18 protein-coding genes are annotated in these 24,931 nt (G+C 33.3%); 9 read left to right on the forward strand and 9 right to left on the reverse strand.

Annotated features, from left to right (window positions below; translation table 11 throughout):
* The first annotated feature begins 15 nt into the window (after positions 1-15).
* The 3 genes from chiA (at position 16) to APR43_RS22405 (ending at position 7,934) form a co-directional block, all read left to right on the forward strand.
* The gene (chiA, locus tag APR43_RS22395) at positions 16-4,749 is read left to right on the forward strand and encodes a T9SS-translocated chitinase ChiA (RefSeq protein WP_053470156.1); all 4,734 of its coding nucleotides are present in this window, start codon (positions 16-18) and stop codon (positions 4,747-4,749) included.
* Positions 4,750-5,253: 504 nt separating this feature from the next.
* Positions 5,254-6,027, forward strand: coding sequence for a TlpA family protein disulfide reductase (locus tag APR43_RS22400; RefSeq protein WP_053470155.1), 774 nt, complete (start codon positions 5,254-5,256; stop codon positions 6,025-6,027).
* A 287-nt stretch (positions 6,028-6,314) separates the two neighbouring features.
* On the forward strand, positions 6,315-7,934 hold the full coding sequence (locus tag APR43_RS22405) for an ABC-F family ATP-binding cassette domain-containing protein (RefSeq protein WP_053470154.1): 1,620 nt from the start codon (positions 6,315-6,317) through the stop codon (positions 7,932-7,934).
* Positions 7,935-8,099: 165 nt separating this feature from the next.
* On the opposite strand, the gene APR43_RS24550 is transcribed toward APR43_RS22405, so the two are convergent.
* The 6 genes from APR43_RS24550 to APR43_RS22435 form a co-directional block, all read right to left on the reverse strand.
* Positions 8,100-8,273: a hypothetical protein gene (locus tag APR43_RS24550; RefSeq protein WP_165590656.1), complete on the reverse strand. Its 174-nt coding sequence runs from the start codon at positions 8,271-8,273 to the stop codon at positions 8,100-8,102.
* Positions 8,274-8,371: 98 nt separating this feature from the next.
* Positions 8,372-8,671 carry a type II toxin-antitoxin system RelE/ParE family toxin gene (locus APR43_RS22410; protein WP_053470153.1) on the reverse strand — a complete coding sequence of 100 codons (300 nt, stop codon included), beginning with the start codon at positions 8,669-8,671 and terminating at the stop codon, positions 8,372-8,374.
* Positions 8,661-8,915 carry a type II toxin-antitoxin system ParD family antitoxin gene (locus tag APR43_RS22415; RefSeq protein WP_053470152.1) on the reverse strand — a complete coding sequence of 85 codons (255 nt, stop codon included), beginning with the start codon at positions 8,913-8,915 and terminating at the stop codon, positions 8,661-8,663. The genes APR43_RS22410 and APR43_RS22415 overlap by 11 nt, the downstream gene beginning before the upstream one ends.
* A gap of 736 nt (positions 8,916-9,651) precedes the next feature.
* Positions 9,652-10,284 (reverse strand): class I SAM-dependent methyltransferase, encoded by a 633-nt coding sequence (locus APR43_RS22425; RefSeq protein WP_053470150.1) that lies wholly within the window; start codon positions 10,282-10,284, stop codon positions 9,652-9,654.
* Positions 10,277-10,822 carry a hypothetical protein gene (locus APR43_RS22430; RefSeq protein ID WP_053470149.1) on the reverse strand — a complete coding sequence of 182 codons (546 nt, stop codon included), beginning with the start codon at positions 10,820-10,822 and terminating at the stop codon, positions 10,277-10,279. The genes APR43_RS22425 and APR43_RS22430 overlap by 8 nt, the downstream gene beginning before the upstream one ends.
* Positions 10,823-10,991: 169 nt before the next feature.
* Positions 10,992-12,938, reverse strand: a complete 1,947-nt coding sequence (locus APR43_RS22435; RefSeq protein ID WP_053470148.1) for an AAA family ATPase — start codon at positions 12,936-12,938, stop codon at positions 10,992-10,994.
* A 221-nt stretch (positions 12,939-13,159) separates the two neighbouring features.
* Here APR43_RS22435 and pyrR point away from each other — a divergent pair, with 221 nt between their 5' ends.
* The 6 genes from pyrR (at position 13,160) to APR43_RS22465 (ending at position 17,798) form a co-directional block, all read left to right on the forward strand.
* Positions 13,160-13,699, forward strand: coding sequence for a bifunctional pyr operon transcriptional regulator/uracil phosphoribosyltransferase PyrR (gene pyrR / locus APR43_RS22440; protein WP_053470147.1), 540 nt, complete (start codon positions 13,160-13,162; stop codon positions 13,697-13,699).
* Between the two features lie 96 nt (positions 13,700-13,795).
* On the forward strand, positions 13,796-14,722 hold the full coding sequence (locus APR43_RS22445) for an aspartate carbamoyltransferase catalytic subunit (RefSeq protein ID WP_029273654.1): 927 nt from the start codon (positions 13,796-13,798) through the stop codon (positions 14,720-14,722).
* Positions 14,723-14,951: 229 nt separating this feature from the next.
* On the forward strand, positions 14,952-15,284 hold the full coding sequence (locus APR43_RS22450; protein WP_053470146.1) for a hypothetical protein: 333 nt from the start codon (positions 14,952-14,954) through the stop codon (positions 15,282-15,284).
* A gap of 98 nt (positions 15,285-15,382) precedes the next feature.
* Positions 15,383-16,288, forward strand: coding sequence for a ribonuclease Z (locus tag APR43_RS22455; protein ID WP_053470145.1), 906 nt, complete (start codon positions 15,383-15,385; stop codon positions 16,286-16,288).
* Positions 16,289-16,479: 191 nt separating this feature from the next.
* Positions 16,480-17,124 (forward strand): pyridoxamine 5'-phosphate oxidase, encoded by a 645-nt coding sequence (gene pdxH, locus APR43_RS22460; RefSeq protein WP_053470144.1) that lies wholly within the window; start codon positions 16,480-16,482, stop codon positions 17,122-17,124.
* 173 nt (positions 17,125-17,297) lie between these two features.
* Positions 17,298-17,798: a CAP domain-containing protein gene (locus APR43_RS22465; RefSeq protein ID WP_053470143.1), complete on the forward strand. Its 501-nt coding sequence runs from the start codon at positions 17,298-17,300 to the stop codon at positions 17,796-17,798.
* Positions 17,799-17,926: 128 nt separating this feature from the next.
* Here the strand turns inward: APR43_RS22465 and APR43_RS22470 are convergent, their stop codons facing one another.
* From APR43_RS22470 to APR43_RS22480, 3 genes are all read right to left on the reverse strand, one after another.
* Positions 17,927-19,861 carry an OmpA family protein gene (locus APR43_RS22470; RefSeq protein ID WP_053470142.1) on the reverse strand — a complete coding sequence of 645 codons (1,935 nt, stop codon included), beginning with the start codon at positions 19,859-19,861 and terminating at the stop codon, positions 17,927-17,929.
* A gap of 12 nt (positions 19,862-19,873) precedes the next feature.
* Positions 19,874-20,791 carry a type IX secretion system membrane protein PorP/SprF gene (locus APR43_RS22475; RefSeq protein WP_053470141.1) on the reverse strand — a complete coding sequence of 306 codons (918 nt, stop codon included), beginning with the start codon at positions 20,789-20,791 and terminating at the stop codon, positions 19,874-19,876.
* A gap of 149 nt (positions 20,792-20,940) precedes the next feature.
* A partial coding sequence (locus APR43_RS22480) for a gliding motility-associated C-terminal domain-containing protein (RefSeq protein WP_133063772.1) occupies positions 20,941-24,931 on the reverse strand: 3,991 nt, incomplete at its 5' end.

Consider the following 24,931-nt stretch of genomic DNA (forward strand, 5'->3'; position numbering starts at 1 on the left):
CAATATTTATTAATTATGAAACATTATTACAGATTGCTCTTTTTGTTATTGTTTCCCCTACTTGCGTTGGCCCAACCCGCCCACGGAAAGAAAGTAGTGGGGTATTATGCGCAATGGTCTATTTATGCCCGGGATTTTAACGTTCCGAAAATTGATGGAAGTAAAATTACGCATTTAAATTATTCTTTTTATGGCACAACGTATGATCCGGCACATCCGGAGAATACAAAATTAAAATGTTTGGATACCTATGCTGATTTTGAGCATATGGAAGGTGGAATCCCGTGGGATGCTCCGGTAAAAGGAAACTTTTATGACTTGAAAAAGTTAAAAGAAAAATATCCTCATTTAAAAGTCTTAATTTCTGTTGGAGGCTGGACAAAAGGCCAGGATCTTTCTCCAATTGCTGCAAGTCCTGTGGCAAGAGCGGCATTGGCTGCAGATATGGCAAACTTTATTGTAACTTATCCGTTTATTGATGGTTTTGACATCGATTGGGAATATCCTCTTTCGGGTGGAACTGACGGTACAGAAATTGTAAATGGCTCGCCTGTTCCTCCGCAAAAATACAGTCCGGATGACAACAAAAATTTAGTATTATTATTGAAAGCAATGCGTCAGGCAATGCCAAATAAATTAATTACTATCGCAGCCGGAAACAATGTTAGAAAGGTTTCTCAGCAATATTTAGGACCAAATAACAGATCTCAATACGGAATGACAGAAGACATTTCAACTTATTGCGATTATATCACATATTTCGGATATGATTTTGGTGGAAACTGGTATGACAAAACATGCTACAACGCACCTTTATATGCAAGTGGAAATCCAAACGATCCTTTGTATGGCGCAACACAATCTGAATCATTGGATGAATTAACAAATCAATATCTAAACGTAATTGGTTTCCCTGCAAATAAATTAATTATGGGATTACCTTTCTATGGAAAGAAATTCGATCACGTTGCCACTAATTCAACAAACGGATTATTCGTTTCAGCTCCAAGAGATATAGTTGGAGGATGTACAAATCCGCAAAATCCTATTGGAACATGGGATGGTTCAGGAGCGTGCGAGCGTTCAGGAAGTATCGAGATTTGTGATTTAGTCGGAAATCCTGTTACAAACTCACATGCTTATTTAGATCCAAATACAATGCAGGTTACATCAAGTGCAGCTTCTGCAGGATGGGTAAGATATTTTGATAATACGACTAAAGTTCCTTATTTATATAATGCTACTAGAAAAGAGTTTATTTCTTATGAAGATAAGCAGTCGATAGATTTAAAAGTTCAGTATATAAAATCAAGAAACTTAGCTGGAGGAATGATCTGGGAATTATCTCAGGATACGAGAGGTTCAATTCCAAATTCATTATTAACTCAGGTTGATACTTCTTTTGGAAGCGTTGTTCCGGGAACAGTAAGTATTTCTGGTTCCGCAAAAAACGGATCAGCTTTAGTTACAGATGTTACAGTTGAATTGCGTAATGCAAGTAATGCAGTAATTCAAACAATAGTTTCGGCTACAGGGAATTTTACATTCAACAGCCTAACTTCTGGACAAAATTATACCGTTACGGCATTAAAAGCGACTTATACTTTTACTCCGGTAACTTTAACAAATGTTGTTGTGAATCAAACAGGAGTTATCATTAACGGAACACAGCCAACTTACACAGTAAGTGGAACAGTTCTTAACGGAAGCACTGGAGTTTCTGGTGTAACAGTTTCTGCAGTTTCTGGAAGCTCAACATTAACAGCAGTTTCAAATGCAAGCGGAGTTTACAGCGTTGCAGGTTTAACAGCTGGATTAAATTATACAGTTACTGCTGCCAAAACTGGATTTTCATACACGCCAGCTTCTACAGTTTACAACGCAATTGATTCAAACAAAACGTTGAATTTTACCCAGGGAGCAGCAGTTGTAACTTATACAGTAAGCGGAACAGTTCTTAACGGAAGTACTGGAGTTTCTGGTGTAACAGTTACAGCAGCTTCTACAGCAGGAAATGTTACAGCAACAACTAATTCAAGCGGAGCTTATTCACTTACATTGGCTTCTGGCGGAAATTATACAGTAACAGCTGCATTAACAGGACAAACTTTTACTCCAGCTTCAACAGTTTATACTAATTTAACAGCGAACAAAACATTAAACTTCTCACAAGATGTTATTGTAGTTCCTTCAAGCAAAATCAGCGGAACAGTTAAAAACGGAACAACTCCGGTTGCTGGTGCAAAAGTAGAAATTGTTTTACCTTGGACAGACAGCACTCACAACTGGAAAAGCGTTTTAGCAACAACAGATTCACAAGGAAAATACAGTTTTGATAATTCAGTTGTAGCAGGTTATACAACCGTTACAAGTTTGAAATTAAACTCTTGGGAAAACGGAGAAACAGCTTATTTTCCAAATAATTTGGCAAATTTCCCAGTTCCTGCAAACCCAACAGTTTATAACTTTAATACTAGTTCTACAGCAAAAGCAGCACAAGTTCAGGCAAACTTAATTAGCGGAACAGTTAAAAACGGAACAACTCCGGTTACTGGTGCAAAAGTAGAAATTGTTTTACCTTGGACAGATAATACACATAACTGGAAAAGTGTTTTAGCAACAACAGATGCATCAGGAAATTATACTTTCGATAATTCAGTTGTAGCGGGTTATTCACAAATTTTAAGTTTGAAATTAAATACATGGGAAAATGGGGAACAAACTTATTACCCAAATAACTTAGCAAACTTTGCAGTTCCAACAACTCCAACGGTTTATAATTTTAATAGACAAGCGGTAGTTGCGACTAAGCCAGTAGTTACTATTACAGCGCCAACAGCTTCGACGATTGCTATAAATTTAGGATCATCAATTAATTTTGTTGCAACTGTTGGATTAAGTGCTGCAGATGCTACTACAATCTCATCTGTTGTATTTAGTTTAGATGGACAAACTATAAGTGCTAGCAATTCTTCAGGAACTTATACATCGACTTGGACGCCAGCAGCAAATCAGTTTGGGGTTTCTCATACGTTAACTGTTACGGCTACTGCATCAAACGGAACAACAGAGGCAAAAACATATAGTTTTACATTAACTTGTTCAGGTTCAAATTGTCCTAATTCATTACCAGTAATTACTTGGAATTCACCATCTGCTACTGTATACCAAAATTCTTTCCAGGCTGTGCCAATTTCAGTTACAGCTGTAGATAGTAACGGATCAGTTTCAGGTGTTACGATTACAATAAACGGAGGTACATTTAACATGACAGCAGGTACAAATAATACCTATACGTATAATTTTACACCATCTGCTTATCAGGATTATCCAGTTGTTATCAAAGCAACCGATAATCAATCTGGTGTAACTACATTAAACAATACCATTAAAATTGCCCAAGTAGGTACAAATAGATTCATTCCGCTTCCATCTAAAATTATTTTAGGATATGCACATTCTTGGGAAAATGCGGGTGCTCCATTTTTATATTTTTCTCAAATGGTGGGAAGTAAATTTAACGTAGTTGACTATTCTTTCGTAGAAACAGTTAATCGTGATGGTTACACACCAGTATTAACTACAAATGACAATAGATATTTGACCAATGGTGTTTTCAATAAGCAATTGTTGAAAAATGATATAAAATCATTAAGAGATAGCGGCGTTCCTGTTATTGTTTCTATTGGAGGTCAAAATGGTCATGTTGTTTTAGAGAATGTTACTCAAAAAAATATTTTTGTTAATGGTCTAAAAGCAATTATCGACGAGTATCAATTTGATGGAGTTGATATTGATTTTGAAGGTGGATCGATGAATTTTAGTGCAGGAAATCTAAGAGATATTTCTTATGCGGGAATTTCTGCTTATCCAAGATTGAAAAACGTAGTAGATGCTTTCAAAGAATTAAAAGCTTACTATGGCCCAGGATTCTTATTAACTGCAGCTCCGGAAACACAATACGTACAAGGAGGATATTCTACTTATACTGATACATTTGGTTCTTTCCTTCCAATCATTCAAAACTTACGTAACGAATTAGATTTGTTAGCGGTACAATTGTATAATACAGGAGGAGAAAACGGATTAGATGGTCAATATTACGGTTCAGCTAAGAAATCAAATATGGTTACAGCCTTAACTGATATGGTGATAAAAGGGTATAACATTGCTTCAACAGGAATGCGTTTTGATGGTTTACCAGCTTCAAAAGTTCTTATTGCATTACCGGCTTGTCCGAGTGCAGCAGGAAGCGGTTATTTAACACCGCAAGAAGGAATAAATGCTATGCATTATTTAAGAACCGGAACTACTTTTTCTGGAAGAACATACACGATGCAGCCAGGCGGACCATATCCTTCTTTAAGAGGTTTAATGACTTGGTCTGTAAACTGGGATGCCTCTTCTTGTGGAAATTCATCTGAATTATCTAAAGCGTATGCCGCTTATTTCGCATCACAAGGTGCAGCAAAAACATTAGCTCTTGATGATATTTCTTCAAAAAGCAATGCAACGATAGCGTATTTCAAAAACAATGCATTATCAGTTTCAAATGAAAACGAAGATATCGCCCAAGTTGATGTATTCAACATTATTGGACAAAATTTAGTAAGTCACAGAAATGTTCAAAACAATAAAGAAGTATTGCTTCAAAGTCATAGTTTCTCAACTAAACAATTGTTTTTAGTTGTAGTAACAGACAAATCTGGAAACAAGAAATCATTTAAAGTAATGAACTTTTTAAACTAGAATAAAAGGATTTAAAATTTAGAAATAAAAGTATTGGGACGGTTAAAATTGAGTTTGGTTATTTATTTTTTAATCTAATTTTTATTTCGAATAAATGCCGTGAATTAAGGAGATTTGTTATTTGGTTTTCTCCTTGAGGATCGCATTATGAACCTGGCAATTATATTGCCAGGTTTTTTTATGGTTTATAATGAAATAAAGTGATGATGATTTTTTAGGAGCTATTTCCTGCTATCCGCTCCAATCTTTTGTGTCTCGTTAAAGAAACGAGACACAAAAGGATTTCCACTACTATCAGGGCTAGAACATTCAGTTTCATCAAACATTTTGTTCCTCAGGATGACAAGATTATAGTGCATTATAAAAAGCGAATAAAATCCGTATAAATCCGAGTTTTCGCGATAGCGAATCCGTATCATCTGCGTGCCATTTCTTCACGATTAAAACCCAAATTGCAAACTATTTTAAGTACTTTTGACTCCAGAATTATTGCATAAAATCTTTATGAAAAACTTCATCGCCATTACAATCGCATTTTTATTTTTCACTTTTTCTTTCGCTCAAAATAAATTTGGAAATCCGGAAGTAAATCCCATTCAAATTCAAAAAACTTTTGGAGATTGGTCTGCCTATCAAAGTAAAAAAATAATGCTTTCCAGAGATTTTATTGCACTTGATTCTTCTACAAAAGAAATTTCAAAAGAAGCTTTTTTAGATCAGTTAGCAAATGGAAATTTCATTCCAATTAGATTAAAATCAGAAGATGCGGTTTACTATTATAAGTTATTCAAAATTCAGCCAAAAACAGATACCAGTATAAAAGCCACCATCAACCAAATTGGTTTTGACGCTCTTAAAAACTATAAGATGGAAGGAACTGCTTTTCCTCCATTTTTATTTAAAGATTTAAATGGAAATGAAGTTTCTAACGAAACAATGAAAGGAAAAATAATCGTTATAAAATGCTGGTATATTCACTGTACACCATGTATAAGAGAATTTCCGCAGGTAAATAAACTAACAGAAGAATATAAAGACCGAAAAGATATTCTATTTATAAGTTTAGCCGAAGATTCGCCGGAACAATTAAAAACATTCTTAGCCAGAAAACCGCTTTCATATGCTGTAATCCCAAATATGAAAGAATACATGAATGAATCTTTACAGCTAAATTCATTCCCTACACATTTTATTCTAAACAAAGAAGGATTAATTTCTAAAGTCCTGCCAAATTTCGAAAGCTTAGAAGTTGCTTTAGCGAAAGAAAGTAAGCTATAATTGAATTAATCTCGCAAAGTTACCTCATTTTTGTCATTTCGAGGAACGAGAAATCTTCGTAAGCAGCTCCGCAACGATAAGCTAATCTTTGTCGAGTTTCTTGCGAAGATTTCTCGTTCCTCGAAATGAGAAGATTGCGTAATAATCATCTGCGTAAAACAAAACTCTGCGTCTTTGCGCCTTTGCGAGAAAATCCTCGTTCGTATAAAAAAACTTAGTCCCTTTGCACCTTTGCAACTCTGAACCTTTTTCACTACTTTTGCACCAAATTAATTAAAAAGACATTCATGTTAACAGTCAATAATTTATCAGTTCAATTTGGCAAACGAATTTTGTTTGACGAAGTAAATACCACATTCACTCACGGAAATATTTACGGCGTTATTGGAGCCAATGGTGCTGGAAAATCTACATTTCTAAAAATCATTTCAGGCGATATGGACCCAACTTCGGGACATATTCATTTAGAGCCGGGAAAACGTATGTCGGTTTTAAACCAAAATCACAATATGTTCGACGAACATACCGTTTTGGAAACCGTTTTAATGGGAAATAAAGTTTTGTATGCTGTTAAAAAAGAAATGGATGAACTTTATTTAGACTACAACGATAAAAATGCCGACAGAATAGGGGAGCTTCAGGTTCAGTTTGAAGAAATGAACGGATGGAATGCCGACTCTGATGCTGCAGCAATGTTGTCGAACTTAGGCATCAACGAAGAGCATCATTATACTTTGATGGGCGATATGGAAGGAAAAATGAAAGTTCGTGTGCTTTTGGCGCAGGCACTTTTTGGAAATCCGGATTTGCTTATTATGGATGAGCCTACCAACGATTTGGATTTCGAGACAATCGCTTGGTTAGAAAATTTCTTAGCAAACTATGAAAATACTGTAATTGTAGTATCTCACGACCGTCACTTTTTAGATGCCGTTTGTACACATATTTCTGATATTGATTTCGGAAAAATCAATCACTATTCAGGAAATTATACTTTCTGGTACGAGTCTAGCCAATTAGCGGCAAAGCAACGTGCACAGCAAAACAAAAAAGCAGAAGAGAAGAAACAAGAACTTGAAGAATTTATTCGTCGTTTTAGTGCAAACGTTGCGAAATCGAAACAAGCGACTTCTCGTAAAAAAATGATTTCTAAATTGAATATTTCTGAAATCAAACCTTCAAGCCGTCGTTACCCTGCGATTATTTTCGATCAGGATCGTGAAGCTGGAGATCAGATTTTAAATGTAGAACACCTGTCAGCTTCTGTAGATGGTGAACTTTTGTTTAAAGATGTTCATTTGAATATGGCAAAAGGAGATAAAATCGTTCTTTTCTCTAAAGATTCACGTGCTACAACTGCTTTCTATGAAATTTTAAACGGAAACCAAAAAGCAGATTCTGGAACTTTTGATTGGGGAATTACAACAAACCAAGCGTATCTTCCTGCTGAAAACCATTCTTTCTTCGAAAATGATTTGACTTTAGTAGATTGGTTACGTCAATACGCTAAAACAGAAGAAGAGCGTGATGAGGTATTTATTAGAGGTTTCTTAGGGAAAATGATTTTCTCTGGAGAAGAAGCTTTAAAAACAAGCCGAGTTTTATCTGGAGGAGAAAAAGTACGTTGTATGCTTTCGAGAATGATGATGGAGCGCGCTAACGTTTTAATGCTAGATGAACCAACAAATCACTTAGATTTAGAGTCTATTACAGCTTTCAATAACTCATTAAAAAACTTTAAAGGTTCTGTAATTTTTACAACACATGACCACGAGTTTGCACAAACTGTGGGTAACAGAATTGTAGAATTGACGCCAAACGGAGTTATCGACCGTTACATGACATTTGACGAATATCTTGATGATGAAAAGATTCAGGAACAAAGAAAGAAGATGTATAATCTTTAATTTTTAAATTACAATATTATAAATTCCAAATTACAATTTAGAATTTACAATCTTTGACCTTACAACTTTGTCAAAGTTTTAAACTTTGACAAAGTTCTACATCCATAAAAAAATCCCAAATTCCAGATTAAACTTGGAGTTTGGGATTTTTTAATTTTTTATGTCTTATTTGCTTCCGAAAACCTTAGCTAAAATCCAGATAACAATTGCAATTATAAAAATCACAATAAATATCCCGAATCCCATTCCGGCTTTAAAAATGTCTCCTATAACTTCGCAGCTTGTAAATGAAAATAGTATTACGAATACCATTAACAATCTTGTAATTTTATTTTGCATGATTCTGAGTTTTTAAATTTCTATATTAAAATTACTTCACGAATCTTGAAAATGTGTTATAGAATTTTTGAGAAATGTTTTAGGATTTGGATTCTTGATTATTTACTTAGATGATTCTCAATATCCATCATCTGATGTAAAATTCGAATAATCTCTAATTGATTCTCTTTTATATTTATCTTGTAAAATATTAAATGTGATTTTACTTTACTTCTAAAATATCCTTTTCTGATATGATTTACATCATTTCCAGATTTAGGATTTAAACATAAATATTCGATTTCATCTATAATTAAATCTATGTATCTATGTGCTTGTTCACGTGACCAATTTTCAAAAGTATATAACCAAATTTTTTCTAAATCATAAGATGCTTCGTTGCTAATCTTATAATTCATTGTTAGGATATTTTTTGTCAAGATTATTTAAAAAAGATGCACGATCGAAATCTTTTACAAATCCAGATTTTTCGCCTTTTTTTAGTTCTTTAATTAATTCGCTTTTCTTTGTTTCTTCTTCTTCAAACATTCTTAATGCTGCACGTATAACTTCGCTGGCAGATGAGAATCGTCCAGTTTTTACTTGACTATTTATAAAATTATCAAAATAATCGCCTAATAATATTGATGTGTTTTTTGGCATGATTTAAAAATTTATCAAATATACCAATTATTGGTATGTTTTGCAAAAGAAAATATAAAGCCAGTGGCTCAATTCATATTTTAAGGCTGAATTTCAATCCTGTTTATGAATGAAAAATAAAAAAATATTCGTTCTCTAACGGATTGAAATCCGTCTCTACAATATCAATATGAATCATTCCTTTGGAATTTTAAAAAGAGAATGTTGAAACCGTTGGATTGGATTTATTTTCTAATCGTTCTTATTTCCAAAAATACAATCCCGGCTATAATAGAGATTTCGCCTAAAAGTAAATGATACCAAATATAGAAATGCTTTTATAAGAATATAGTAAAATGCCAAATGTCAAAATACAATAGAGTATGTTGGCTGTACAGATTATTTTTAAATATAATTTCCAGTTATTTTTTGCTAGAAAAAAGCACATAAAAGAATAAATTGAAAAGATGAGTGCCAGTAAAGAAAGATATTCTAAAGTGATTTTTGATAAACCAAAAAAGATGTTGAAAGTTCTAAGGATAAAAAAGAGCAGTACAGCAGTAAGTAAAGCACCAAGGCTGTCTATTAGAAAAATGTTTTTAGATTTTACTGTAAAATGTAAGACTTTTTTTTTATTTATACATTTTTAATTCGTCCATATTTTTTTTGTAAATCTTTTAAATGCTCAATTATGTTGATCATTTAAAATTATATAGATTATAGTATTATTAATATGAATCATCACTTTCTGAATTGATTATCCAATCTTCTTAGCAATTATTATGGTATGAATTTCTACATTATCAGCTTTTGGATAATTTACTTCGAAGATTTTAAGGATTTCAAAATTACTTTCAAAAAGCTGATTCCTTACATCTTCTAAAGTATGATAATAAAAGTAAGTGCGATCGCCAGTGCTTCCAGAAATAAAACCAGATTCGGAAGATTTTCCCTGAACAAAACTTAAATATAAAATTCCATTGTTAGAAAGTATTTTCTCTGAATCGATTATTAATTGAGAGCAATCCTTTTCAGATAAATAAGGTAAACAAAAGCCACACATAATGGCATCAAATTTTTGATTTAAGGAACTAAGTTCTCTTGTATCCATTACTTCAAAGTTGGCAGAAGGATTATTTGCTTTTGCTAATTCGATCATTTTTGGAGCAATGTCAATACCAGTAATTTTTAGATTGGGATTTTTGGATAATAAATATTTTGTAATGTTTCCTGGCCCGCAACCAATTTCAAATATGTTTATTTGCTCCTGTTTTAGAATGTTACAAAAGAAATCGTAAGTCTCGTCGTATAAGCTTAAATTCATAAACTTATCTTGATAGAGATTGGCAATTTTATTCCACGTTTCAAAAGTTTCCTGGTATTTATCCATTGATTTTTATTTGTGGTTTTTCATTTTGACTTATCCATTGATCGTAACCTTTTTTCTGAATCCAATGCCCATTTTTTTTCTCATAAAGATATTTACCTCCTTGTCCGCCTAATAAGCAATTACAGTCTTCTTGAAACTCAATTATAACTTTTTTTCTATCAGCAGATATTATAGGAAATGAAATATGATATAATAATCCTTGGTCGCAAATTGTATCAACTATGGCGTATTGAAATACTTTTTTAGATTTTCTGAACCACTTAATTTTGTTTGGTTTTATTTTTAAATCTTTGAAATGTTCATTTTGCTCATTAATGAAATCAATATCTTCTTCTGTAAATTCTTTTTTGTATTCTTCTTTTACCGGAATAGTTCTAAATTTCCAACAAACGTGATCAAGAAATAAGCTATCATCAACTACAATTTCATTTATGATTCCGTAAACTTCATCTTCTGTTAAATCTGGAGTTGATTTGCATGAACTTGTTAGAATAATCAAAAGTAAAAAAATCGGAATTCCTATAATTTTTAATTTCATTTTGGGTATAATTTTAATTGACAAATTGAGAGTAAACTTCTAATGATCTATAGGAATTTTCTTGACTTCTCACCTGTTTTAATGTTTTTTTCTTTATATCCGATTATAGTAGCTACGAAGTCGGGAGACTTCGCAGAGCTGGATTTTAAATGTTTTTCATAAAAAAAAATTAATTATATAGTAGCTTTATTTTTTGAATTAACAAATTAAAATCATGTGATTTTGATTCTTGTGCGGAATTAATTAGTTCATTAATTACTCTTGGAGCAGTAAGACCTAGTTCTTTAGCAAGATGAGTTTTTAGTTGATTTAGAACAATTTTTCCATCACATAAGTCTTTCCAGTCTTTTTCCCAATTGTTATTTATTTCGTCAATTCTGCTAAAATTATTTTTTAAAATTTCAATTGTTTCGGTTATTGATTTTGAATCAAAAACACTTTCAATGTATTTATTATATGCAGTTTTATTTAGTACTTCAATTGATTTTGTGCTAACTGCTAACTTTATTTTATGTAAACTATTTTGATTTAAATTTTGAATTGATTTTCTGAAAACATGTTCTTTATTAGAATCAGCTATTTCTTTTATTTTTTTTTCTATTTCATTCTCTAAAGGTACTTTAATGTCTTTGTTAAGATTATTGTGAATTTTGAATAGATTATGTATTAATTTGCTGTCTAATAAATAATTTTCTATTTCATGCTTATTCATTATGATGAAATGTTCATCAAAAAATAATGAATCATTTTTTCTCATATCTTCTATTTCATATTCAGTACGTGTGTCTTTGTCAATTAAGAAACAAAATTGGACATCTCTAATGTGATTGTGAAATGAGTAATATTTTCTATATGTTTCAATAACTTCAGATGAGCCATTTAAATTCTTTATTTTAATATTTAAAGGAGAGAAAATTTTTTCTAAAATTTCATTTTCTGTTTTGCCCTCGACAAAAAGTACTTTGTTGATAATTTTACTTAAACCGATGTTTCTCAATAACTTTTCATGGTTCTCATAATCGATTAAAGAAATTCCATCCTCAATTATAAAGTTTTTACCAATCGTAAAATTATTATATATCAAATTCTTAGAATGGGTAAGTAAAAATGTTTGTGATAGAGTATGATCTTTGTAAAAATTAGTAATTTGCTTATTTATATTTTCACTAATTGGCTGTTTTATTATTTTAGCTTTTTTTAAAATCAAATTTGAAAATTTTTCTTCATGTGTTATTTCATAAAGGAGATTAACGAATTTTGAAAGCATTTCTTCATGTAAATTGTTTTCTGGCTCATCAATTATAAGCATTCCAATACTTTTTACATAACAAATAAAATGAAAAATGTAAAAAAGAGTCTTTTCACCAGAACTTAAATTACGAACATCATATGTGTGTTTTTTTTTAACATTTCCTCTTTTAACTTGAAGTATAAATTGATTTTTTCTTTCTAGTGAAGTGAAATTTGAAAATTCTAAATAGTCTAATATGTTGTGTATTAGTATTTTTGAAGTGAAATGTGGTAAATCAGTTCTTGGAGTGCTAGGAATAATTCTTTCACGAATATAATCTCTTATTAATCTTTCGTAAGTGTTAAAGAATAATTTATCAGGTTGAATAATATAGTCTATTATTAATGAGTTTGTGTCATTATTAGTAAGCTTAATATCTTCATTAGAAAAGTCTTCTTCGGATATATTTCGATTTGAATCTATATAAATTATTAAATTTTTAGGATTGTCAAAATTCCAAAAGCCATTAATTTTTTCTTTATCATTTTCATTTATTACTAAATTAATTTTGACTTTTTCCTTGTTTCGAAGAGCACAATTTAACGTGAATGAACTAGTCGAATTATCTGCGAATTCAAATTCAATTATTATATATGAGCCTACCTCGTTAAAAAAGTTAAGTAATTCTTCATTATTATTTAATGTTATTACATAAGTTTTTGAAAAATATAGTTTCTGAGCTAAAATCATAGATTTAAAAACGGTGGTTTTTCCTGAGCCATTTATACCACTTATTGTATTTATTTTGTCAGATTCAGAAAAATCAAAAGTAGTTTTCTTTTCAAATGATTTTATTTTATTTAGAGTTATTGATTTTATTCTCATTAAAATTATTGATACATTGGTTTTTAATATAGTTTGGATGATTGCATTAGCTAAAATATAATTTTAAATTATAGGATATGTGAAAAGTAAGATTTATTTTAAATTAAACAAAAAGAACTTTTTCGGTTATTAATAAATTTTATTAGTCAAAAACATTTCTCTCTCCCCAACAAATAAATTCTGATTTTGTATATTTGCCCAACCAAACATTACAATTACTTATGAGCCAAAAAGTATTACTTAATTCAAAAGAAGTTACTATCATACTCCATCGTTTGGCTTGTCAGTTAATCGAAAAACATCTGGATTTCTCTGATACAATTTTAATCGGGATTCAGCCGAGAGGTGTTTATTTGGCTGAGCGTTTAAAACAGATTTTAGAGAACGAATACCAAACTCCTGAAATTTCTTTGGGATATCTTGATATTACTTTTTTTAGAGATGATTTCCGCAGAACCGATAAACCGCTTGAAGCCAATAAAACTCAGATAAATTTTATAGTCGAAGACAAAAAAGTCATTTTTATAGATGACGTTTTGTTTACCGGACGAAGCATTCGTTCTGCGTTAACCGCAATTCAATCTTTTGGAAGACCTTCTGAAATTGAATTGTTAGTGTTAATCGACAGACGTTTCAGCCGTAATTTACCAATTCAACCCGATTATAGAGGCCGTCAGGTGGATGCAATTAATGGCGAAAAAGTAAAAGTAAGCTGGAAAGAAAATGATGGTGAAGATGTGGTTCACCTAGTGACAAATTAAGTTTAATCGGTTAACCGGTTAATTGTTTAATCGGAAGGAACGATTAAACGGTTTAACAAATAAAACGATTAAACAATAAATATATAAACAAACACAATGAAAGAATTAAGCGTAAATCATTTATTAGGAATTAAATACATCAATGAGAATGATATTAACCTGATTTTTGAAACGGCAGATCATTTTAAAGAAGTCATTAACCGACCAATTAAAAAAGTTCCTTCATTACGAGATATTACCATTGCCAATATTTTCTTCGAAAACAGTACAAGAACCAAACTTTCCTTTGAATTAGCACAGAAACGTTTATCTGCAGATGTTATTAGTTTTTCTGCAGCACAGTCGTCGGTTAAAAAAGGAGAAACCCTGATTGATACTGTAAATAATATCCTTTCAATGAAAGTTGATATGGTTGTAATGCGCCACTCTAATCCCGGAGCGGCTTATTTTTTATCTAAAAATGTCAAAGCCAGTATCGTAAACGCCGGAGACGGAGCGCACGAACACCCAACTCAGGCTTTGTTAGACAGTTATTCTATCAGAGAAAAACTGGGCGATGTTGCCGGAAAAAAAGTAGTTATTGTAGGCGATATTCTGCATTCGAGAGTTGCCTTATCTAATATATATGCTTTGCAGATGCAAGGTGCTGAAGTAAAAGTCTGCGGACCAAAAACTCTGATTCCGAGATATATTGAATCGCTTGGTGTTACGGTTGAACCAAATTTACGCAAAGCTTTAGAATGGTGTGATGTTGCGAACATGCTTCGTGTACAAAACGAACGTATGGATGTAAACTTCTTTCCATCTACACGTGAATATGCACAACAATACGGAGTTGATAAACCACTTTTAGATTCTCTTGGAAAAGAAATTGTAATCATGCACCCGGGACCAATCAATAGAGGAGTTGAGATTACCTCTGAAGTTGCTGATTCTGATCATTCTGTAATCTTAAATCAGGTGGAGAATGGTGTTGCAATTAGAATGGCGGTTATTTATCTTTTGGCATCTAAAATACAGTAGTTTTGTTTCAAGTTTTAGGTTTCAGGTTTCAAGTTGTTGGAACTTGAATATCTGGATGTCACCCTGAGCGAAGTCGAAGGGCTTTTACGTGACGAGGGCTTCGACTTCGCTCAGCCTGACAATCTGTAAACTTGAAACCTGAAACCTAAAACTTGAAACAACAAACAAAAAACTTCGTACCTTAGCGCTCTGAAAAATCAATTTTTATATTAGCCCCACAAATTATAAAATGAAAGTAGATCAAAAAGGACATACCGTTACCATAAAAGATACGCAAGGCGATTTTAATGGCTTTGTAGAGAAAGTAACGCAGCAGTTTAAAACCTTTGAAAAACAAAATATTATAATCGATTTGTCGTCAGATTCTGAATTGACAGAAAATGATTTAAAAGCTTTTTTACCGCTGGTTAAGCTTCAGAAAAAAGCAAAAAAATCGTTTGTAATTGTAGCCTGTGATCTTGATTTTAATGCTATTTCAGATAAGTTGGTTGTTGTTCCTTCTCTTTTAGAAGCACACGATATTATCGAAATGGAAGAAATTGAAAGAGACTTAGGGTTTTAATTTTAGATTTCTGATTTTAGATTTTAGATTTTTTTTAATGCTAAATCTAAAATGTTTTTATCTATCTAGAATCTAAAATCAACAATCTAAAATCTAAAATGAAATTAACTATACTTGGCTGTTATGCCGCAACTCCCAGAACACTTACTAATCCGACTTCACAGGTTTTAGAAATTAAAAATCGTTTGTTTTTAATTGATTGTGGAGAAGGAACTCAGGTTCAGCTTCGAAAGAATAAGATTAAATTTTCAAAAATTAATCACATTTTTATTTCGCATCTTCATGGCGATCATCTTTATGGATTAATTGGAACCATTTCGACTTTTTCTCTTTTGGGAAGAACGACAGATTTGCATATTTATGGACCAAAAGGAATTAAAGAACTTATTCTGCTTCAATTAAAATTGACAGAATCCTGGACAACGTATAATTTGTTTTTCCACGAATTAGAGTCGAAGGAAAGTGAGGTTATTTTTGAAGATAATCGTGTTATTGTAAAAACGATTCCGCTGAAACATCGTGTTTATACCAATGGTTATTTATTTCAGGAAAAACCGGGAGAGCGAAAGTTAAATGTCGAAGCTGCCCAGCATTATAATATTCATACGGCTTATTATCAAAAAATAAAAAACGGAGGAAATGTTACGCTGGACGATGGAACTGTAATTGAGAATGAAAAATTATCTTTTGACCCAATTCCGGCAATGAGTTATGCTTTTTGTTCGGATACGGTTTATAATGAAGATGTGATTCCGATTATTGAAAATGCCGACATTTTGTATCACGAATCTACTTTTTTAGAATCTGAAGCTCCTTTGGCACAAAAAACACTGCATTCAACTGCGAAAGAAGCGGCGAGAATCGCTTTAAAAGCAAATGTAAAGCATTTGGTTTTAGGTCATTATTCAACCCGCTACGACGGAATTGAGCGTTTTAAAGAAGAAGCCGAAGAAATTTTTCCAAATGTTATTTTGGGAGATGATGGACTTAGCTTTGAATTTTAATTTAAGGTTCTAAGGGACTGAGGTACTAAGGTGCTAAGTTTAGGAATGTGAACAACAGATGTCACCCTGAGCGATCCCGAGGCTTCGGGAGAAGGGCTTTTGTAGCACGAGAGGCTTCGACTTCGCTCAGCCTGACAAACCTGAAACAAAAAAATCTAAAATCTACAATCTAATATCTAAAATCAACAATCATGAGTGATTTAAGCAATTATAGAAAATCTTACGAAAAAAGTGAATTATTAGAAACTAATATTCCCGAAGATCCCATTAATCTTTTTAACCGCTGGTTTCATGAAGTGGAGGATTTTGGCGGAAGCGGTGAGGTAAATGCCATGACGGTTTCGACAATTGGCTTGGACGGATTCCCAAAGTCTCGTGTGGTTTTATTAAAGAAATTTTCTGAAGAAGGATTTATATTTTATACGAATTATGAATCTGAAAAGGGAAAAGCTATTACGGCGAACCCAAACGTTTGTTTGTCCTTTTTTTGGCAGGAAATGGAACGTCAGGTTATTGTAAAAGGGATTGCGCAGAAAACTTCTGAAATTATTTCGGATAACTATTTTGATTCCCGACCAGATGGAAGTAAGCTTGGTGCAATTGTTTCGCATCAAAGTGAAGTTATTCCGTCGAGAACTTTTTTAGAAGAGAATTTAAAGAAACTGGAAGCTGAATTTGAAGGAAAACCAATTCCAAGACCTGATAATTGGGGCGGATTTATTGTAACGCCGCTGCAAGTAGAATTTTGGCAGGGAAGACCTAACAGATTACATGATAGGATTCGCTATACAAGCCAGTCTGATTTTTCATGGAAGATTGATCGTCTATCATCTTAATTGTAAGATTTTTATATTATTTTAAAAAATTTTAGTGTATTTCGTCGATTATTTTTGTAGTTTACCGACAAATTGAATACGTTTGGACAATAAAACAGAGAAAAATTGTCACATAATAATTTTTAAAGAATTTGCCCCAACATTTACTTTAAAGCATTAAACTACTACAGATTATGAAAAAGATTATGTGCGCCATGGTGTTCATTGTGATATCTATCACAATGAACTCATGCTCTGCCGATGGCGCCGAAGGGAATGAAAGTAGTACTTCAACAGAACAAGTAATTACTGACTATAATTATAATGCATCTGAATTGGAAACAATGCAGTTAATAAACGATTACAGAGTAAGTATCGGTTTAAAGGCATTAGAAAAAATCAATCATATTTCTTATAAGTGCGAAGAGCACAACAAATACATGATCGACAATAATGTTGTTAATCATAATGATTTTGTGTCTCGTTCTAATAATATTATGAGCGTTCTTGGTGCTAAAAAAGTGGGCGAGAATGTTGCTTACAACTACAAAACATCTGCAGCAGCAGTAAAATCATGGCTGGAAAGCCAGGGTCATAAAGAAAATATTGAAGGAGATTATACTCATTTTGGTATTTCAATTACGACAGATGCTGCTGGAAGAAAATATTACACAAATATATTTGCTAAAATTTAAAAGAGAACATTTGAACTGGTTGGTTAGTTTTCGTTGCATTTCTTGAGTGTGCAGCGTTGTTTTTTTAAAAAAGCTGTCTATGAATAATAGACAGCTTTTTAATTATAGATTGGTTTGGTTTTTATAATTTATAGTCCGGTAATGATAAACTCGCTTCGTCTGTTCATTTGGTGTTCTTCTTCTGTACATTGCACTCCATCAGAACATAAGTTTACCAGTTGCGTTTCTCCATAACCTCTTCCGGTTAAGCGATTTGTAGGAACTCCGTTGTTTATAAGCCATTCTATGGTTGATTTTGCTCTTCGGTTAGATAATGCTTCGTTATATTGATGAGAAGCTCTGCTGTCTGTATGCGAGCGAATATCTAATTTCATTGTTGGATTTTGTTTTAAAACATCCAGAATTTTTTCTAAATCTAAAGCGGCTTCGGTTCGAATGTTAGATTTATCTAAATCAAAATAAATCCTTTTAATACCAAAACATTTTCCTAAATCGTCTCCAACAACAACTTTACAGACCGATTTTTCTAAAGCGATAGGAAGATCTGTTTTTCCGCTTTCTTTAGGAATCGTTATGCTGACTTCTTTTGTGGCATATTCAGGTTTTTCTGCGCGTACATAATAGGTTTTTCCGCATTCAACTCCAAAACTGTAAAGTCCGGAAGCATCTGCAACAGCAGAATTTTTTATTCGCTGCATGCCGTCATACAAAGTAACTTTAGTTCCGGGAAGTATAATTCCGGTAGCTGCATCAGTAATTACCCCGCCTAATTCCTGAACGCATTTTAAGCGTTTGGTTTCTAAAAATTTGTAAATATCATCAGAACCAAGTCCGCCATCTTTATTAGACGAAAAATAGCCTTTTCTTGAAACCGGATCGATAATGTAAGCGAAATCATCTTTAGGAGAATTAATATCGGCACCTATGTTTTGAATATCATCAATAGATCCATCTGTTTCAATTTGACCTACAAAAACGTCAAGTCCGCCAAGTCCGGGATGCCCGTCTGAAGCAAAATAAATTTCGTTTTCACTGGTTACATACGGGAATGTTTCTTTTCCTTCGGTATTAATTCCCTTTCCTAAATTTTCGGGCGAACTAAAACCGCCGCTGACGTTAATGTTTACTTTATAAATATCAGACTGTCCTATTGTGCCTGGCATATCTGAAGCAAAATATAATGTTTTTTCGTCAGGACTTAATGCCGGATGTGCTGTGCAGTAATTATCGCTTGTAAACGGAAGCGCTGTTACGTTTGTCCATTTTCCGTTTTCGAGACTGGCTTTATAAATTTTTAATAAAGTAACTTTATTGGCATCTTTTCCTTTTTTACCATCAAGAAAGTTATTTCTTGTAAAGTAAACCGTATTTCCATCTTTAGTAAAAACTAGTGAAGATTCATGAAATCTTGAATTTACGGTAGATCTGATTTTATTTACCTTAGATGTTGAATCGTTTTGAGAACTTACGTCGGCATCATAAATATTAGTAAAATATTCGCCTGTCCATTTGTGTTTTCGCTGACTGAAATTTCCGGTGTCTCTTGCCGATGCAAAGTATATTTTATTATTATAAACAAAACTTCCATAATCTGAATATTTAGAATTAATTCCGGCATTTTCGATTTTATAACGGCCTGAATTTGCTTTAATTTTATCAAGATAATTTACGTTTTCTCTGTAAAGCTTTGCTCTCGAATCATTTTTGAATTTTGCATTAAACTCTTCAAGAATTCTATTGGCTTTGGCTGTTTGTCCTGTTGCTTTTAGGGACTGTGCATATCTGTAATAATATTCAGCTTCGGGAGAAGTGTTTATACCAAATAATTCATCATACCACTTGACAGCTCCTTCAAAATTAGAATTGAAGTAATAGGAATCGCCGAGTTTTCTGTATAAAACTTCAGACTTGTATCCTTTTGCGGCTACTCGTTCGTAGGTTTTAATAACGTCAACATAGGCGTAGTTGTCGTATTTTTTGGCACCAGCGTTTAATTTTGACTGCTGGGAATAGCTGGAAAAAACATTTAGAGTTATTAAAATAAGAAGAGTAAAATTTTTCATAACTATTATTTTTTAAAAGAAACGTGGAGTTACCATTTTGCTGGTGTTTTTAAAGAATTCGTATCGCAGGTATATTTCGTGCGATCCTGTGTTGTAGTTATTTAGCTTTGTGGTTTCCCGGTCGTAACCATATCCTAAATAAAGTCCGTCTGTGATTTGAAATCCAACAATGCCGCTTACAGATGCGCTCCATCTATAAGAAAGTCCTGCGACAAATTTTTCAAAAAACATAAAATTGGCAGAAATATCGACCTGCAGCGGTGCACCCTCGACCATTTTCACTAATGTGGCAGGTTTGAATTTTATGTATTGTAATTTGTCAAGGTCAAATACGTAACCGCCCATTAAATAATAATTGATTTTACTTTTATAAATGGCATAATCGTTATCGTCAAATTTTTTGGTTTCGATAAAATTTGGAACAGATAAACCGATATAGGCTTTATCTGAATGCCAGTAAATACCTGCTCCAACATTTGGTGAAAATTTATTATCTAAATCCTGAAATTGCGGATCTCCCTGAGTTTCCGGATTTAGTTTGCTAATGTCTAAATTGAATAAATTGGCACTTCCTTTTATTCCAAATGAAAGCTTGAAATCTGGAGATGTTTGAAGTGTATATGATAAATCTGCAGAAATAGTAGTTTCATTTGTTGGTCCAATTTTATCATTTACGAGCGATAAACCCACTCCTAAATTACTGTTGTTTATTGGCGAATTTGCAGAGAAACTGGCTGTTTGCGGAGCTCCTTCTAAACCTACCCATTGTGTTCTGTAGAGACCAAAGATGCTCAAAACTCCTCTGGATCCTGCATAAGCCGGATTTACATTTATAGCATTGTACATATACTGAGTATACTGTGAATCTTGTTGTGCATAACCAGAAATCGTTACAAACATAATGACGAAGAAAAATAATTTTGTTCTCATAGTAGATGTGTATTATTGATTATTACTCATTGATTTCTTAATTATATTCAATCAAAAAGTCAATATTTTGCGAACTCAAATATAAGAAATTTTTTACCATTTTTACGTAATTCATTGTATTAGAATTATTTACGATAAATTAAATGATTTTATTTTGACAGATATAGATATCCATCTTCCTTATTATTTTGAATTTCATTATTACCATTTAATGATTTATAAGTAAGAATGTAGAAATAAGTACCTGATGGCAGCCCGTCAGACTTATTAACAGTGGTTCTGCCTCTGGAAGTTCCATCAAATGCATTGGTTGTATTATTGTAATTTGAAGTTTCAAATACTAATATTCCCCAACGATTATAGATTTCTACTGTATTTTCAGGATAACAGGTTAAATCATTAATACTGTCAATTACGAATACATCATTTATTCCGTCGCCATTTGGTGAGAAAGCATTGTGTACTAAAATATTTCCACAGGCTAAAACGTGGCAGTCATTGTTAACTTCCATATTTAGCAGTACACTTCTTTGACAATTTTCATCGGTAATTTTATATTCGAATGTATAATTGCCAAGTGCTAAACCAAACGGATTGAATATATTTCCCTGTAATGCATTAGTTTCGTTTGTGTCAATCCATGTTCCGGTTATTGGTGTGTCTTCCGGAAGCAAATTAGACAAGTTTATTAAGCTGGAGTCATCATTACATGATTCACTGGTTATGTTTACAATTCCATTAGGAACTACTGTTATTGTTACCGTTGCAGTATCGCAATTCTCTGCACTTAGTTTATCACAAATGCGATACGTGTAGGTATAAGTTCCGGCTGGTGTTAAACTTGAAACGGTAACATTTCCTTGATTATCGATTGTGATATTTGGATCTGTTTTGGCGTTGTTTTCATTTTCTGCAAGTAATGTAAAATTGACTAATTCAAGTGTCGCAGGAAGCTGTCCTTTGAAATCATTACTTAATACATTTCCAACCAATCCAAAGGTATTACAGCCAATGTTTGCATATACATCATCATTTGCAACAACTGGAGTAGGAGGTGCAGGTTCAACAATAATTATTGTTACAATAGCAGTATCACAGTTTTCGGCATCGGCATTTTCACAAATTTGATACGTTAATGTGTACGTTCCTGCTGGAGAATTTGGAGCCACATCTACAGAACCATCAGGATTTAATGTTATGGTGTTTGTAGGATCTGGTGTTATAGTTGTAAGTGTAACATCGGCAGGATTTACAGGATCATTATTTAAAGTATCATTGTTGTATACATTTACAATGTTTGTTACTCCGGCTGGTGCTGTAATTGCCGGCGGATTATCATCATTTGCTACAATTGCAAATGTTGGTCTGGCGATACAATACGGATCTGCCGGTGGATAATTTACAGTTATGGTTTCACTTGGATTAACTGATATCGTTAAATTAACTGTAGGACGTAATGATTCAAAACCATCAGCTCCCTGAATCCATTTATTGTTTTCGAAAATCCATCCCGGCCAGTCAATACCATTTCCAGCTTCATTAACCACAGCTCCCGGCCATAAAACACGACCGCTAAGTGGTAAATTAGTCATAGTGGTTATTACCGTATTTTGTGCATTTGCCCAAGCTATTGTTACACCATTTACCGGAGTGAAATTTCCGGGTGTTACTACATAATCAATGTAAGGAACATCGTTTACACAAATTGGTGTTGCCGTTACCCTCATAACCGGAGCTACAATAGTAATCGTTACTGTTGCAGTATCGCAGTTTGAAGTTTGATCTGCTTCACAAATTTGATATACTAATGTAAGTGTGCCAACCGGAGCATTTGGTAAAATATCTACAGAACCATCAGGATTTAGTTGTAAAAATTCGTTTGGCGTCACTGTAGTAATAATTACGTCAGAAACTGTTACCGCATTACCTTCAAGTGTATCATTTACGAGTACATTTAGAACATTTGTTGTAGTGTGGTTAACTCCTGCGATAGGTCCGGCAGAATCATCATTAGCAACAATATCTCGGTATTCTTTACAGTTTATTCCAAAATCATTATCTAAATGAACTAAATCTTGCGGCGTAACATTTACAATATAACTGCTTGGACTAGTTGTTGAGCATACCGTGTGCATTTGAATTTTTCCCGTTTTAGCAGATGCTTTTTTATCGGCTAAATTTGGAAGCACTTTTACAAGTCCGGTTGCGCCTAAGGCAGCAGCCATAGCATCCAGATTTCCATCTTTAACTAACTTAATAGTATACTGACCATACGGATTTTCTGTATTAGGTCTGTCTCTCCAATATCCTTCAATTCCAATAATTACTTCTTTGTGATAACCGTTTGGTCCGTCAATTATAACATTTGGACTTGCCGCATTTCCAAAACCTCCGGCGTTTAATTCGCCAACGTTTGATGGGCCTTGATAGCTTCCGTCACCATTAAAATCGATCCATTCCCATAAACTGTAGTCGATTCCGCCGCCTGAATCAGGAACATTTTTAGTCACAATGCCATCATTGTTAGCATCGTACCATTCGTCCTGAATCCCGTTGCTGTTTACATCATACCAAACATAATCGCCTAAAACTGGTAGTGTAGAAGATCCATAATTAAAAGTATGTTCCTGAAAGGTACAATCTTCAAGAACTGTGAAGAATAAACTTGAATCTGTTGGATATAATTGATAAACACTGTTTAAAGTTGCATCTTGCACCTGAACTAAATAACTTCCGGCAGACATTCCGGTAAAGCTGTATCCACCATCAGTTCCGGTTATGCGTAATAAAATTGGCCCTGTTGTAGTTCCTTGCGGAATCAAGGTCACCATTACATTTGCAATACCAGAATTGTTGTTTACATTCATAACATAACCTGATATTTTTGTAGAATATTCAGGCTGTGTGATAACAACGGTTGTAGTTGCTGTACAAGTCTGATTTTCACCATTTACAGCAGATGTTGCTGTAAGTGTATAAGTTCCGGCAGGTAAATTAGTATTACCAACAACTTCATTTTGATCATTTGTAATAACTACAGTAGATCCCGGGCTATTAGTTACTAAAATCGAACCATCGCTTTTTCCAAAGCAGCTTACATTTGTTGCAACGCCTGTTACAGAAACTTTATTTTCAACGGTAAAAGTTTGAACAAGTTCTGTTTTATTTCCAGCACAATCTGTCAGCGTATAGGTTCTGGTTAAGATATAAGCATTTCCATTACAGCCGCTTCCTCCGTTATTAGAATCACTAATTGTAACCGTTACTGTACTGCTGCAATTATCTGCTGCATCTATAATAGCTTGCGGATTTGGTGCCGGAATATCAATAATGCTTTGTAAATCTGTAACATCAGCCGGAGCAGTTCCTGTTGGCGGAGTTGTATCTCTAACCGTAATAATTTGAGTATGAGAAACGGTGTTGCCGCCACAATCACTAGTAGTCCATTTGCGTGTTAAAGTATAATCTGTGCCGCATTCGTTAAGAACATTGCTTTTAATTTCAGAAAATACAATTGGTAAGTTTCCGTTGCAATTATCAGAAGCTTCTAGGTTTGCAGGTTGCGGAACAGCATCACAAGAAACAGTGATATCAGTTGGAAGATTTCCAGTAAAAATTGGAGGAGTTGTATCCTGAATTGTAATAATTTGGATAAAACTATCGGTAACATTTCCACAGTCATCTTTTACCGTCCAGGTGTTGGTGTAAGTTCCAGAATTTGAACATCCTTCAGAAGCGATGAATTGTCCGCTTACTTTAGTGATATTTGAAACATCAGCATCACATAAATCAGAAGCAGTTGGGAATAAAGCCTGAGCTGTTGTTAAAGCTTCCGCATTACTGCATTCGATAGTTTGGTTTAAAGAGCCAGCTTGTATTGTCCAAGTTGGAGCAGTTGTATCCTGAATCGTAATAATCTGTGTAAAAGTATCTGAAGTATTTCCACAGTCATCCTTTACCGTCCAAGTATTAGTGTAAGTTCCAGTATTTGAACATCCTTCAGAAGCCACAAACTGTCCGCTTACTTTTGTGATATTCGAAACATCAGTATCGCATGAATCAGAAGCTGTTGGAAATAAAGCCTGAGCTGCAGTTAAAGCTTCCGCATTACTGCATTCAATAGTTTGGTTTAAAGAACCA

The sequence above is a fragment of the Flavobacterium sp. NLM genome (assembly GCF_002210235.1).
Taxonomy (GTDB): Bacteria; Bacteroidota; Bacteroidia; order Flavobacteriales; family Flavobacteriaceae; genus Flavobacterium; species Flavobacterium panici.

Excerpts from the sequence above, each read along its gene's own strand:
- chiA (WP_053470156.1), top strand. The coding sequence starts at position 16 with ATGAAACATTATTACAGATTGCTCTTTTTGTTATTGTTTCCCCTACTT.
- APR43_RS22400 (WP_053470155.1), top strand. The coding sequence starts at position 5,254 with ATGAAAAACTTCATCGCCATTACAATCGCATTTTTATTTTTCACTTTT.
- APR43_RS22405 (WP_053470154.1), top strand. The coding sequence starts at position 6,315 with ATGTTAACAGTCAATAATTTATCAGTTCAATTTGGCAAACGAATTTTG.
- APR43_RS24550 (WP_165590656.1), bottom strand. The coding sequence starts at position 8,273 with ATGCAAAATAAAATTACAAGATTGTTAATGGTATTCGTAATACTATTT.
- APR43_RS22410 (WP_053470153.1), bottom strand. The coding sequence starts at position 8,671 with ATGAATTATAAGATTAGCAACGAAGCATCTTATGATTTAGAAAAAATT.
- APR43_RS22415 (WP_053470152.1), bottom strand. The coding sequence starts at position 8,915 with ATGCCAAAAAACACATCAATATTATTAGGCGATTATTTTGATAATTTT.
- APR43_RS22425 (WP_053470150.1), bottom strand. The coding sequence starts at position 10,284 with ATGGATAAATACCAGGAAACTTTTGAAACGTGGAATAAAATTGCCAAT.
- APR43_RS22430 (WP_053470149.1), bottom strand. The coding sequence starts at position 10,822 with ATGAAATTAAAAATTATAGGAATTCCGATTTTTTTACTTTTGATTATT.
- APR43_RS22435 (WP_053470148.1), bottom strand. The coding sequence starts at position 12,938 with ATGAGAATAAAATCAATAACTCTAAATAAAATAAAATCATTTGAAAAG.
- pyrR (WP_053470147.1), top strand. The coding sequence starts at position 13,160 with ATGAGCCAAAAAGTATTACTTAATTCAAAAGAAGTTACTATCATACTC.
- APR43_RS22445 (WP_029273654.1), top strand. The coding sequence starts at position 13,796 with ATGAAAGAATTAAGCGTAAATCATTTATTAGGAATTAAATACATCAAT.
- APR43_RS22450 (WP_053470146.1), top strand. The coding sequence starts at position 14,952 with ATGAAAGTAGATCAAAAAGGACATACCGTTACCATAAAAGATACGCAA.
- APR43_RS22455 (WP_053470145.1), top strand. The coding sequence starts at position 15,383 with ATGAAATTAACTATACTTGGCTGTTATGCCGCAACTCCCAGAACACTT.
- pdxH (WP_053470144.1), top strand. The coding sequence starts at position 16,480 with ATGAGTGATTTAAGCAATTATAGAAAATCTTACGAAAAAAGTGAATTA.
- APR43_RS22465 (WP_053470143.1), top strand. The coding sequence starts at position 17,298 with ATGAAAAAGATTATGTGCGCCATGGTGTTCATTGTGATATCTATCACA.
- APR43_RS22470 (WP_053470142.1), bottom strand. The coding sequence starts at position 19,861 with ATGAAAAATTTTACTCTTCTTATTTTAATAACTCTAAATGTTTTTTCC.
- APR43_RS22475 (WP_053470141.1), bottom strand. The coding sequence starts at position 20,791 with ATGAGAACAAAATTATTTTTCTTCGTCATTATGTTTGTAACGATTTCT.